The organism is Singulisphaera rosea (genome assembly GCF_054877945.1).
On the sequence record NZ_JBTYIP020000019.1, the window covers coordinates 104,207 to 117,359 of the forward strand.

Annotated in this window: 8 protein-coding genes; all 8 read right to left on the minus strand. The window is 62.8% G+C overall.

Annotated elements, in window-relative coordinates; all coding sequences use genetic code 11:
* Positions 1–11: 11 nt before the first annotated feature.
* Positions 12–1,325: an O-antigen ligase family protein gene (locus tag ACYOEI_RS26845; RefSeq protein ID WP_462852721.1), complete on the minus strand. Its 1,314-nt coding sequence runs from the start codon at positions 1,323–1,325 to the stop codon at positions 12–14.
* Positions 1,326–1,403: 78 nt separating this feature from the next.
* Positions 1,404–2,156 carry a sugar transferase gene (locus ACYOEI_RS26850; protein WP_462852722.1) on the minus strand — a complete coding sequence of 251 codons (753 nt, stop codon included), beginning with the start codon at positions 2,154–2,156 and terminating at the stop codon, positions 1,404–1,406.
* Between the two features lie 27 nt (positions 2,157–2,183).
* Positions 2,184–2,894: an exosortase-associated EpsI family protein gene (locus ACYOEI_RS26855; protein ID WP_462852723.1), complete on the minus strand. Its 711-nt coding sequence runs from the start codon at positions 2,892–2,894 to the stop codon at positions 2,184–2,186.
* Complete coding sequence (locus ACYOEI_RS26860; RefSeq protein ID WP_462852724.1) at positions 2,872–5,106, minus strand: GumC family protein; 2,235 nt, start codon at positions 5,104–5,106, stop codon at positions 2,872–2,874. Before ACYOEI_RS26860 ends, ACYOEI_RS26855 begins: the two co-directional genes overlap by 23 nt.
* Before the next feature lie 2 nt (positions 5,107–5,108).
* Positions 5,109–6,041 (minus strand): exosortase/archaeosortase family protein, encoded by a 933-nt coding sequence (locus ACYOEI_RS26865; RefSeq protein WP_462852725.1) that lies wholly within the window; start codon positions 6,039–6,041, stop codon positions 5,109–5,111.
* Positions 6,042–6,160: 119 nt separating this feature from the next.
* Entirely contained in the window at positions 6,161–6,775 is a 615-nt protein-coding gene (gene nusG, locus ACYOEI_RS26870) for a transcription termination/antitermination protein NusG (RefSeq protein WP_462852726.1), read from the minus strand.
* Positions 6,776–7,603: 828 nt separating this feature from the next.
* The gene (locus ACYOEI_RS26875) at positions 7,604–8,050 is read right to left on the minus strand and encodes a sigma-70 RNA polymerase sigma factor region 4 domain-containing protein (protein ID WP_462852727.1); all 447 of its coding nucleotides are present in this window, start codon (positions 8,048–8,050) and stop codon (positions 7,604–7,606) included.
* A gap of 4,051 nt (positions 8,051–12,101) precedes the next feature.
* Positions 12,102–12,824: a YebC/PmpR family DNA-binding transcriptional regulator gene (locus tag ACYOEI_RS26880; RefSeq protein WP_462852728.1), complete on the minus strand. Its 723-nt coding sequence runs from the start codon at positions 12,822–12,824 to the stop codon at positions 12,102–12,104.
* Between the last annotated feature and the right edge of the window lie 329 nt (positions 12,825–13,153).

A 13,153-nucleotide genomic window follows, 5' to 3' on the forward strand; every position in this document is an offset into this window, starting at 1 on the left:
CTGTGCGGGGCTCATCCCCCACCCCCCCATCGCGCGAACAGCCGGACGTAAAGGTTGAGGGCCCCAAGGAAGCACAGGCTGGCGAGCAAGATCCGGGACGACAGCCGCCAGGTCAGCGAGGGGGCCGAATGGATCCGGCTTACAGGGGCGAGCTTCAAGAACGTCGAAGCCAGCCCCGCGACCAAGTAGGTCGGGATGACGTAGACTCGGGTCAGCGAGAGCATCCCCGCGGCGTAGGCCAAGACTATGGAGACCATGTAGGGGTGGAGCCTTGCCAGATCGGGGTCCAGCCCCTCGGAACGCTTCGAGCCCATGCTGAGCAGTGACCAGCCGGCGTAGGCGAAGATCCCGAAATAGACCGTGCCCCCGAAGAGGCCCAGGTCGGTGTAGGCCTGGACGAACGAGTTGTGGGCGTCGTGCCCCATGGCCTCAACGAACATGTTCTGTCCGATGCCGAAGGCGGGATGCTGGCGGAGGAGTCCGAAACCCTCGGACCAGAGTTGGATCCGCTGCTGGGCGGTGCCTCCCTCGGTCGACAGCTCGGTCGCCCGGCCCGCCATCACGAAGGTCATGACCGGCAGAGCGAGCGCCGCCAGGGGGATCGCCTTCCTCACCCCGAAGCGGGCGATGAAAAGGCCGAGCATCCCGGCGATCAGTCCGACGAACCCGCCTCGCGACCGCGTCAGCGTGAAGGCATACCCGAACAGGGCCACCGGCAGGTTCCAACAGTAACGCCAGAACCCGAAGTTCGTCTGACGGAGGAAATACAGGGAGATCCCCGTCCCCAGGAGCAGCGCGAGGCAGAGGTCGTTCGGGTCGTGGAAGAACCCGTTGCCCCGGAGTTGGATGACGGTCATGGTCTCGCCGTTGGCGTCGAGCGAGTCGTTGCGCTCCAGTGGCCGGAGGGATTCGAAGTCGATCACCTGGTGATACTGGAGGATCGCCAGGGCGGTCAGTGTGGCGATCAGCCAACCGAGCCATGCCAGGTAGCGGATCAGGGCGCGGGGCGAGTCGATGTTGACCGTGAGGACGAGGTAGAAGATCAGGACCTTGAAGAAATCCATTCCCGCCTGATAGGCGTAGCGCACTTGCATGTTCGACAGGAACGAGGCGACCACGGCCAATTCCATGGCGAGCACGCCCACCGAGATCGGCTCGGCTGCCAGGCGGTCGGGGGTGAGCGCGGCGAAGATCCGTGGGAGCGACGCCACGAGGCAGGCGAGAATCGTCACCTCGAACGTCGGTACGTCGGCGAGCTCGGGAAAGAAGGCCGCCGGCATGAGGATGATGGCCGCGCTGAGCAGGAAGAACAGGGCACGCGACACGGGTCGTCTCCCCGGTGATGACGGTTGTTGGGCTTCGGTCCTTCGATCCGGACGGCCAGGGTCGTCCCGCCCTCGACGTCATGACGCCCAAGACGTCAGGCCGGAGGAGGTGAACTCGGGCAACCGCAGCATGCGTCTCGACGTGCAGAACGGGACGCCGACGAGGAACGCTCCGGTGCAGAGAAGGATGCGGAAGTCGAGGTCGAGGGCGCGGTGCCGGATGTAGTGGAGGTCGATCGCGAGCTTGATTCGCACGTCGTCCTCTTCCAGGTCGGGGGGCCGGCTGACCTGGGCGAGCCCCGTGAGGCCGGGGCGAACCGTCAGGCGTTTTTGATATTCAGGGATGGCGACCTTGAAGTCGTCGACGAATTCCGGGCGCTCGGGGCGAGGGCCCACCAGGCTCATGTCCCCCCGCACGATGTTCCACAGCTGGGGCAATTCGTCGAGGTGCGAGGCCCGGAGGAAGCGGCCTAGGGGAGTGACCCGCGGGTCGCCCGGTCGGCTCCACGTCGCGCCGGTCTCGAGCTCACACTGGTGGGCCATGGTGCGGATCTTGTACATCACGAAGCAGCGCCCCCCGCGGCCGACCCGCTGCTGTCGGTAGATCGCCGGCCCTCGGGAGGTCGCCTTGGTGAGGCCTGCAAGGAGGAGGATCACGGGGAAGGCGGCCACAAGGAGTCCGGCCGCGAGCGCCGCGTCGATGACGCGTTTTCCGCCGTCTCGCGTGTCCCGTCTACGCGTTCGCGCCCGAGCCTTCGCCCGCTTCCGCCTGGGGAACCTGTCTTTGGTTTGGGCGACGCGACGTTCGACGCTGGGGGAGAATGGCTGCATGGCGCACTCCTGATGACGAACAACGGGTTACCTCGCGGCGGCAGTGAGGGAGGCTGCCTTCGGCAAGGGCACGGCAACGCCGCCGAGCCAGGTGGCGAGGAACTCTCGGCAGGGATCGAGGCCTGCATCGGCGGTCGTGCCTTGCCCGTTGAGCGAGCGAGCCACGTAGACCTTCGAGAGCTGCGTCGCCCCCGCGAAAGCGAGCCTGGGCTGGTCCGATATCCGCCAGGGACCATCGGCCTTCCACGCCCAGTAGAGTTCGAGGGCCTCAGGGAGTGGGCCCGTCTGGCGCCGGAACCGGCCTCGGAAGAACGCCGCCTTCCCGGCCGCGCCGGACGGGACTTGGGCGACGGTCGGCGGCCCATCCAGCGTGTACCCGGCCCCGCCGAAGCAGAGGTCGGGCGTGTGGACCGAGAGCGGGCCGGTCGGGCCCCACATCAATAAGATGAGGATCTCTGCGCCTGTCGCTCGGTTGACGTAACGCCGCGAGACGTGCCCTGTGAGCCCGGCTCGGGCGAGTTCCTTTGCGTCGGCGTGCGCCTCACGGCCTAGCCAGGGTCCGATCTCCATGGGAAGAGCTTCGGGCGTCAGGCCAGGACTTACGGATTGGGATGTGAGGCGATGCCCGACGATCATTGGTGCCGCGACAATGACCAGAGCCGCTGCGACACTGAGGAACAGCGAGGTGGGGCGTGGCGCCTCACCCGTCGCGGATTCAGGCACCGAACGAGTTGGCATAAGGGGCCTTATGCGAGGAAGCCGTGGGGTCGTCCGTCGCCCCGGCGACGACGGCTCCGAGGGTACGGATGCCGAGCGTCTCAACTCGCTGGTAGGCCGCCATGACGTCGGGCACGCGGCTTACGTCGCGGAAGATCGAGAACAGCACCGCATCGACCTGCTGACCGACGAGGAGCGAGTCGACGACCGGAAGGATGGGGGCCGAATCGACGATCACGAAATCGAAGCGGCTCTTCAACTCGTGGAAGATCCCCCGAAGGCCGTCGCAGGCGATCTCCTGGAAGGTGGCCGCGTCGCTCATCCCGGCCTGGATGACCCACAGGGTCGGGACATGGGTCGAGACGATGGCTTCATCCAGGCTAGCCTCGCCTCGGATCAAGTCGCAAACCCCGGGGGCGTCGCCCACGTCGAAGAGCCGGTGGATCGCCGAACCTCGGAAGTCGCAGTCCACCAGGACCGTGCGTCGTCCGGCACGGGCGAGGCTCATTGCCAGGTAGACGGAGAGCGAGGTCTTGCCCTCGCCCTTGACCGCGCTGGTGATCATCACCACACGGAGCCCTCCCGTGCGGGCTGCGTGCAGGAGGACGGTCCGTGCCGCGTCGACCGACTCGACGAGGAGGGACAACCTGCGGTCGGGGCTGGCGGTCAATTGCTTGTTCCGGGCCTTCGGCACCAGCGGCAGGGTCCCGACGAGGCGGAGCCCCATGCCGTTGACGACTACCTCCAGCGAGGAGATCCGTCGTGCCCGGAATTCCCAGACCGCGATGCCGGCCAGGGTGGCCAGGAACGTGACGCCCGCAGCCCCGGCGACGACCTTCAATCGCTTCAATTCGTCCTTGGTCCGGGGTACGGCGGCGCGATGGAGTGGGAGGATCCGAGGTGCGGCCTGAAGCTCCACCTCGAGCCCCTCGGCCTCAGCCCCGACCTTCCGAGCCACGTCATCGATGATCTTAACCTCGTCAGAGCTCTGGTTGAGGTCCAGGACATTGCGGCTCAGGGTCTTCCCCTCGCCGCTCAGGCGTTCGATCTCCTGGACCAGCCTGGCGTCGTACAACTCGAGGACCTCCATCCTCGTCTTCGCCTGCGCCAGATCGGAGGTCTGGACCGCCCGATCCTTATCCTTGAGGTCGGCTTCGATGCTCGGACGGACGGCTTTGATGCGGGCATCGAGGTTCTTTTTCATGCTATCCCGACGCGACCCGAGCGCACGGATTGATGCGTCCGATTGACTGCGCGTGACACGCTTCGCCTCGGTCAGTTTAAACTCGAGTTCGCCCATGCTCGCCCGAAGGTCCCTCACCTGCGGGTCCTGCTCGATGTACCAATCGAGCGTCGCGGCGGAAACCGGGCGGTCCGCCTCGACCCGGTCGCGGGTGGCGAGCACTTCGTATTCCGACTCGGCCTCTCGCAATTCGGCTCGGAGTTTCGATCGTTCTTCGCGGATGTTCGACAACTCCTCCAGGCCCAACTGCTGCTTGACCGCGAGGGTGTCGCGATCGTTGGCCCCCGCGGATTCGGCAAGGTCACGCAGGCCCTTGCGCTTGGATTCGAGCTCGCGTTGATAGGTCTCGTAGAGCTTCTTGAGCTTCTCGAGCCGCGCGATCCGCGTCTTGTGTTCCAACTCGTGGACGGTCTGGAGGTAGGAGTCGGCCACGGCGTTGACCAGAATCGCCAGATCTTCGGGGTGGTCCCCTTTCAGCCCGATCACCAGGATCTCCGAGCCGTTAGGGAAGTCCACTTCGAGGTCGTGTTCCAGCCACTCGAGGGCGCCGACCTCGCCGCGGATGGTCGGTAGTCGGTCCACCTCGGGCTTGCGGAGGGCGGCCTCGAGCACCAGTCGACTGCGAACCAGGGTCATCTGGGTCCGCTGGTAGGCCCGTGACTCGGTCTGCCGCTCGGCGGTGTCGAACAGGACCTTGGGCCGATGCGTCGCAACATGGAGCATCGTCTTCGCCGAATACTTCGCCGGGGGCACGAGCTGCCATACAGCCGCCCCGACCGAGACGGCGGCCAGGGTTCCGGCGCCCAAGGCGAGTTTCCAACGCCTTGCCAGCGACCGGACGAGGTCACCGACCTCCGGTGCGGCCTGCATGGCAGGCGCTCGCGTCACGAGCGTCGCGGGGCTCGGCTCAACCGTCGGGCTGAGGACTACGGCCGGAAGCGGCACGGCTTTGAGTTCCTGAACGTTCTCGGAATCGAATGAGTTCGGCACGGTCATGCCCTCCACTCGGGCCGTACCGTCTCAGCCACTCGCCCTCTCGATCCCCCCGCATAGGCCCGGCCGAGGCCGGCCACAGAGAGGTGATGAGCCACAGGATCCGCGGGCTCGACCGGGATCAGCAGGCGGTCGAGAATCGCTAGCTCCACCGCGAGGACGACCAGGGCCGCCGGCATCATCAACCAGCCGGCGAGGTCGTGATACAGCGTGTCGGCCACCGTGCCGCCGGCCCACTCGTGCAGGAGCCCGGTCAGTGTGATGCGCCCCACGTTCGCGGCCAAGGCGATCGGCGGGGCGCTCAACACCAGGAGGAGGCGGTCAGCCCTGGGGCGTCGCACCAGGATCGCAACCGCGACGGCGACGGCCAGGAACGTGCCGAGCATCCCCAGGCCGTTGCATGCCTCGACGACTCCGATGCGGGCTTCGCCGACCCGAATCACGTGACCCTCGAAGTAGGCGGGACGGCCGAGGGTCTGCAGGGCGTAGGTGCTGGCCCGGGTGGCCAAGTCTTGCGTCGGCGACCCGAGGGCCACTTCCACTCGGTAGGGCAGCGGGATCATGAACAGGAGGAACGCGATCGACGGACCTGCCCACCGCAACGCTCGCCAACCGCCGAATAAGAGAGCCACACCGGCCAGTGAAGGAAGCAAGGCCGCGGACGCGACCCAACCGAGGTAATATCGCTCGCCGCACCACCGCAGCACGGCACCCGCGGCGAGGCCGACCAGGCCCCACCAGGAAGCCTGAACGGTGTCGCTCTTCAGCATTCCGCGGCGGACCGACAACAGGTAGAGCGAGAACGGCACGACCAGGAAACCGTGCGAGTAGCGGGCGTCGCTCGCCCAACGCTCGCTCATCTCCTGGAGCTGCGGCCGGCTCGCCAGGAGGAGCACGCCCACCAGTGCGCCGCTGGCGAGCATGGCACGCATGTGACTCCATCGCCGGGGGTTTGGCGATTCGTTCGACATCGGTTTCGATCCCAGAGGTAAAGCACCCGATGACCGGGTGAAATATGGAAGGACGGACACCTGTAGTGCGAACGCATGGATCACAACGACATGGGGCAGTCGTGTGTCCGGTGCGGTACCCCGAGCGGGCCGGCGATGCGCTCGACCTGCCAGTCACCCAACTCGACGGAAGCGCCTCGCCCGAGGAAGCGGACGAGCGCAACGAAGCGGTCCCCCCGTCCTTGTCGCCGGACGACGACACCGAGCAGCCCCTCCAGCGGCCCCGAGGCGATGCGTACCTTCGCGCCGACCGGATGGACGGGAGAGTCGCTGACCGTCAGTCCCGACGCCAACATCCGGTGGATCTGCTCAAGATCCCTGGCGAGCTGAGCCCCGTCCGGGGGGACTAGCACGTTGGCGATGTCGTTCCCGAGTACGGCCTCGCCCCGTTCATGATCGTCGCCCCAGAGGAACAGATAGCCGGGGAAAAGCGGGAGGACCGATCGGATGACCCGCCCCCCCGGCGTGCGTCCTTGCTGGGCCATCTGGGGGAGGTAGTACGGGATCTTGTGCGACCAAAGGTGCCGCGCCACGGCCTTCTCGCGGCGGGGCTTGACGTGCAGGCAATACCAACGACGGTCGGGATGACCGGGCGAGGGCACGAGCCGCCAGAGCTCGTTGGGGTAGACGTCGGGCTCGGGGGGTAGGATTGGCATCGTGATGTCGCCTCCGGTTCCGAAGGGGCACCTACTGATTCGGTCCGAAAGGCCGGGCGGGGCGCCTGGCCTTGACCGCTTGCAGGGCCCATGATGTCAGGCAGGGCACAAGCCTTCGGCCTGTGGGTTGCGCCGGCCGGCGCCCCCTGCGTCTCCTCCACGCGCAGCGATTCCTGTCGTTCCTCGACGGTCGCGAGCGGTCGTGGACGGGTTGGATGCGCGACGGAGACCAGTCTCTAGCCGCCGGTCATGTGTCGAAGCATCCGAATCATCATGTGGTAAGAACGTTGCCATCTGCTGCGTTGACGATTCCTTCGTCCTACGCATAATTCATTGCAACAAAAGATCAAGTCACAACCGTTTTGTTGCAATTATTTCCGATCCTCTTTGCCGTCGTCGCCCGGATTGCGGAGCGGGCCCGACTCGCCTTGGCGCATAGGTTCACAACCGCCGGGCGGGTCGCCCGCCGGGATCGTTTGCAGGGCCCATGATGTCAGGCAGGGCACAAGCCTTCGGCCTGTGGGTTGCGCCGGCCGGCGCCCCCTGCGTCACCTCCACGCGCAGCGATTCCTGTCGTTCCTCGACGGTCGCGAGCGGTTGTGGACGGGTTGGATGCGCGACGGGACCGGTCGTCAGAGGCCGGTCGGGGGGTCGAAGCATCCGCACGACATTGCGGTGTAGCTGTCTTCGCTAGGTGAGTTGACGATTCGTTCGCCCCTCACATAAATCATTGCAACAAAGCGCCAAATCACAACCTTACCGTTGTAATTTTTTCCCCCGGCCCCAGGTTGCCGGCCTCGGATTCGTTGAGGTCCCCCGACGGGCGGGTCATTTCAGGCGGCGGCGCAAGACGGCGATAATCGCCCTCTTTCGCTTGTTGATCGCTTGCTGGGTCACGCCGTATTGGGATGCGATGGTCAACTCGCTCTCGCCTTTCCAGTAGATCTGCTCCAGGAGCTCGCGGTCGCGTCGCGACAGGAGGGCCATGGCGTCCTGCAAATCCACGTGGGGCACCAACGCGGACCTCCCATCGCCCTTCCCTTCGACGTCCTCGACGTAGACGTCCTCGGCCACGAGACGCGCGTAACGCCACTCCGCGCGGTGCCTGGCGAGCACCCGCCCAAGGACCCGCATCCTCAAGTAGAGGTGCAGCGGCACATTCAGCTCAGGACGGAAGCTCCTCCGGCCCAGGGCGGCCGCGACGATCCCCTCCGCACGCAATTCGTCGATCCACTGCTGCCGACTCCAGTGGGGAGGGACCCTCCAACGTCGCACTCGACGGGAGCAGTCACTCCAGACCGTGTCCCAGACGTCCGATCGCTCCGGCTCCGGTAGCGGCCTGTCAGGGACGCGGTCGGTTGAAGATTTGTCATTTATCATAGGATTACCTTAATATGTATAAAAATTTTCGCCATGTCCGTTGCCGCTCTTCTCGGCAGGCTGGTGCGACGGGCTCGATGCAACTCGGAGGGTGATGCGGCCGACCTGGAGGCCCGTGCACACGCCCGCGGTAGTCTCATCCCCTAGAGCACCAAGGCGATAGAGAGTCGCCGACCCGGATGCGGACCGAGAATGATCGCCAGACTCCGGGGTCTTCCGAAAACAAAAACCACACGCCCGGAGTCTTTCGACGAAATCAGGCCACGTAGCCTTGGAGGGGCCCAAAACGCCCGCAGATTCATCGCGTTCCGAAGGTTCTGTCTGATTCGATCGCGAGGATTTCGACGGTCGCGATCGAAACACAATCCCGACGATTACTAAACCGCGCAATTCCTAACAGTCAAGCGTAATATTTTAAAAAACATTTTCGTTTTTTAAAATCAAAAAATATTTTTAAACAACGAGGACAGGATTTAATAAACCCAGCGTCATCCCTCGCTGTCCGGGGCAAAGCCGTCGTCGACGCGGCCCTTCTCTCGCGGGAATCGGGCCGGTCGGCACCGTCGGATTCGACTCCAACGCCCCTTTTTCTCCACGGTTCGGCGAGCGTTTGGGACTAAAGGAACACCTCCGGAAACCCTTGCGTCTCGGAAAGTATGGACTTCTTATTTAGAGAAATCCTCGTATTTGTAAACGGCATGATGTTTTCCAGTCATTGAGACAAGGAATGATTAAAACGGTTGTTGTTACTCAAAGGCCGCGGGAGCACCGCCTTTGACGGGGACCTTCCACTGCCGGATTTCAGCCGCTTGGGCCGCCCGGCTTCAACCTTTCGGCGGGTTCACCCACGTTGAGCGTCGGCTCTGAGGCGCAAAGCCTCCTCGGAAACCCTGGCGTCGGTAGGCACCGAATTCCTCCGCGTAAGCTCGGTCGCCAACGGGCGTGCCAGTCGCATCTTGGGGGGAATGCTACGCCTTCACATGGTCCGGTACGCCTCCCATGATCGTGAAGCGGATTGCGTCGCACTCGGCGCATCTCGCGTTATCGTCGCTCGCCGACTGTTCCGAGCTCGCGGAAGGCCGTCGACTCATCGCGGCTCGCGATCGTCGGGAGTTGGCTCTTGTCCTTCCCACTCAAAGTGACGCCCTCGGGCCGTTGATTCGGGTACGAGTCTTCCAGCCTCGCCTGGAGAAGTCCCTGGAATCGCGGCCGTCTTGCCCCCCGACGAGCAGCGGGCATCGCTCGGCGTGGAGGTCCCGCAATCGGGTCTTCTCAATTCGGCAACGTTTGACCCTGTGCCGAGGAGGCCTGGACTGGAAACGTCAAGGTGGTTGAATCGGATGTCGGATCAGCGGGGTTCGCCTTCTCGGCTGTCCCCGTTGACGGTGAACCTCATCGCCCCGTTGCGGTTGGGTAGGGCCGAGACGACCTCTCGACTGTGCCCAATTCGGTCCGATCGAAGGCGAGTCCGGGATCGAGCCTCATCGGACCATTCGCGGCAACCCTCGCTCGGTTGCCGGGCTATGGGGGGAGGTCCGTGAGATTCGTGCGTCGGCCCGACTCGATTCCGATCAACAAAGGGGGATCGCGGAGTGGTGTCATGGGATGCCCTGATCGGTTCAGGCTTCGCCAACGCTCCTCCCCCTTTCAGGCCACCGGCCCAAAGTAAAAGCCCACTTGCCCGCGTTCCGCGGACTTGTGGGCTTCCTTGACCCTGATTCGGGTAACCGGTCGCGAGCGACCGGGGTACGGAAGAGTCTACGAAGGGCGTTGTGAAATGGAAAACCATCTCGCGCGGGAATTCCTGATACTGAGGTAAATTCTCAACATGACTCACAGGGTTTAATGGCAGCTCTGTTTGCCAAAGGCATTTCGCGGCAACCTTTTGCGGGCGAAGGCGACTTGCCGCGCTTTCGGGTTGGTTTTTTGGGATTCGCGTCGCCCCGATCCCGACAAATAAGCACTCGGGATATAGGTCGCCAGGTTTAAACCTCGACACGGCGCGGATCATCCGGCACAGTGGGGCGGCGATCGCAGAGCACCGCCCTTCGACGTTGATGACCCTGCTGTGATTTCGGTCGACCACTTCTTTTGAATAGGAAGGGTAGGTCGAGGGTAACAAGGAGAGGGACAGCTGGCCGCCCCCCGGGTCGTTGGACCAGAGGGGAGGGGAATATCCGGCCTCTCGTCGACGAGTCCTTCGAAAACCCCTTGGCCGAAGCCCCTCGCTCTGCGGCACTTGTAAAGTCTCCACTTGTAGTCCGAGATTGATCACCTGACTGACCGATCCGGCGATCGAGGCCGAGCCGAGACATTCCACGCCAACGATTTTTCAATGCCGATGGACATCGTGTAGTGGCGGGCATCGCCAGGGGCGTCCGCCTCGCCCCGTATTGCCCTCGCTGACCAGACTATGACATCGCTTCACCCCGATCGGGGCTGCGAAGGGCTTTTTTCCATCCCTCTACGAGCGATCGCTAGGTCGGTGACACCCTCAGCGTCGTCGAAGGCTCCAGGGTCAATACCCGCGAAGGATCAAGTTTGATCCCCTCGAAGGTCATGCTCTCTGTGCTCCGAAAAATACGACTGAGGTGCCCTCGAGCGATGATCCCGTTTTCGTAGACGGCGAGGAGATTGCGGACCAGGGAGTCTCGCGGTCCGAGATTTCCGGCGACTTTGAGGGCTTGACCGCAGACTTGTGTTCGAGGACAGGAGACTCTGCCGCTTCGGAGAACGGCCCATGACCCGAGGCGTGAGACTCGACCGCCTCGTATTCCGAGCTTTCATCCCTGGCTTTCGACCGGCAGATCTTCAATCGCTGTCCAGCAGTCCGTGAATACGCGTCTTGTCAATACTCATAATCATCGTACAGGGGAGATGGTAGGATACCACGCAGTGTGGGATCAGGGATAACGATTTGCGAATTCACAGGGGTTGAGGGGTAGCCTCGTCGTTCTCTTAAGGCAATACTGGATCGCGAATGAAGTTAGTTGATGCACCGAATCTGGCTGCGCATTTCGGCGCCGTCTGATACAGGCTGCCGAGTTTAATCGCAGAATCGTCGGATTACTCCTTGTTCCTAGACATGGATGCGCCACGCAGGAGGGCCGTCCGGCCACTGGATATTTCCTTCTCAGCACGTCCGGGTTGAGTGCGGGCGAGGGCGGAAATCGTTTGGGTGAGTTTCGATCTCCAGCGGGTATTCCGCCAGTCGAAAATCAACTGATCAGATGCTCCGCCAGTCTCTGTCGCCTATTCCTCGATGCGCATCGATACGCACCGTTGCGATCGCCGCACTCGTACGATGTGAAACCCCGAGACTGAGGACCACCAGCTAAGCAACCGCGCCGACCGACGGGAGAGAATTATGTTGGCGGCGAGGTGCAAGTTTTATTCCGTGTCCGCGGAAGCCGCGGTAAGTATGGCCGCGATCCGGGTCGCCTCGACGACCATAATCCAGCCAACTGCCGCAATGCCGAACCGGCTGGAATTCAAGGCAGGACGTATCGGGCCCAAGAGAGAGTCGGGAGATGTGCCGATCAATAAATTGACGCATTGTTATATTTTTTTTAATCGTGAGTGTCCCGTGCGTCTCGCTGCGATCCGGGGTCGGCCGAAGCGAGGCTTGGAACGTCGTGCCGCTCCCACAAGCCTGAACTCCGTCGAAGTTGCGTTTCGGGGTGTACTTCGAGCGGAGTTCGGACAAATCGAGGTTGGACCGCTCGGCCGAAGGATTCATTAAAAGTGAGGATTTGAGTATAATTAATGAAATTTATTTTTAGATTTGCTAATTTATGGTAGCGTATTCGGCTTCTATGCCGTCGACTTCTGCGATTCTTTCGAAACGGCGAAGAGGAGTCGCGGCCCATGCCACCACTCCTCCTCGTTGCACGGCATCCCTAAAGGCGGGGATCGACGACTCGAACGAGGCCGACCTGGACCTGGGTTAGCTGGGCAGGACCACGTTGTGGAAGATATCCTGCACGTCGTCGCAATCGTTGAGCATGGCGAGTAGTTTTTCGAACGGGCCCAAATCTTCCGCACTGAGGCTCTTGCTTGACTGCGGAAGGAAGCGGATTTCCTGGATCTCGAGCTCAAGGCCAGGGAACGCCTCGTGCAGGGCCGTTTTCGCTTTGTAGAACTCGACGGGCGGGGCGAAGATCGTGACGGTCCCATCCTCGCATTCGACTTCTTCGACGGCAACGTCCGCGGCGAACATCGCCTCGATCACTTTCTCTTCGTCGTTACCATGGAAAGAAAGTACGGCCAAATGATCAAAGGACATCACCACCGATCCATTGGCAGCCAATTTGGATCCGGCCTTGTAGAAGCAACTGCGGACATCGGCGATGGTACGTGTCGGGTTGTCGGTCAAGCATTCGACAACGAGTAAGGAGCCGCCGGGACCAAACCCCTCATATCGGGCGGCCTGGAAGTCCTCGCCCCCCGTGCCGGCCGCCTTCTGGATCGCCTTTTCGATCACATGACTCGCGACGTTCTCGCGTTTGGCTCTTTCTACGAGGATGCGCAGCGTCGGATTGGCGTCCGGGTCGGGCACCCCATTCTTGGCTGCCATGTACAATTGTTTACCAAACTTGGAGTAGAGCTTCGATTTCTGAGCGGCGGTTTTGAAGATCGACTCTTTGCGCTTCTCGAAGATCCGTCCCATACGAATTCTGCCTTCTCATTTGCCCAACGGAGTCGAGTCTCGAGTGGTTTCGTCCCCTCATTATAAAGAAATTCTCTTCGATAGCAATTCGGCCGGCAACGGCGAATCGGCGGGCGTCTTCGATCTTTCTGGGGCGGGCTCCGGGACTCGGGTAGATCGCGAACCCGCTCGCGTCGTCCCCGCGGAGGGGTTTGGAGCGGAGGCTTGACGATTTCGTCGCTCACATGAAACGCTTGAGCAATCGAAGTCGCTTCGAGACCGGGCAGGTCATGTAGTGGCTCGGAGGACGTTGCGGCCGAGCTCCAGGGGAGTTCCGGGGTCACTTTGCG

What these genes read in the sequence shown, in the direction of transcription:
- ACYOEI_RS26850 (WP_462852722.1), bottom strand. Translation starts at nt 2,156, where the DNA reads ATGCAGCCATTCTCCCCCAGCGTCGAACGTCGCGTCGCCCAAACCAAA.
- ACYOEI_RS26855 (WP_462852723.1), bottom strand. Translation starts at nt 2,894, where the DNA reads ATGCCAACTCGTTCGGTGCCTGAATCCGCGACGGGTGAGGCGCCACGC.
- ACYOEI_RS26865 (WP_462852725.1), bottom strand. Translation starts at nt 6,041, where the DNA reads ATGCGTGCCATGCTCGCCAGCGGCGCACTGGTGGGCGTGCTCCTCCTG.
- nusG (WP_462852726.1), bottom strand. Translation starts at nt 6,775, where the DNA reads ATGCCAATCCTACCCCCCGAGCCCGACGTCTACCCCAACGAGCTCTGG.
- ACYOEI_RS26880 (WP_462852728.1), bottom strand. Translation starts at nt 12,824, where the DNA reads ATGGGACGGATCTTCGAGAAGCGCAAAGAGTCGATCTTCAAAACCGCC.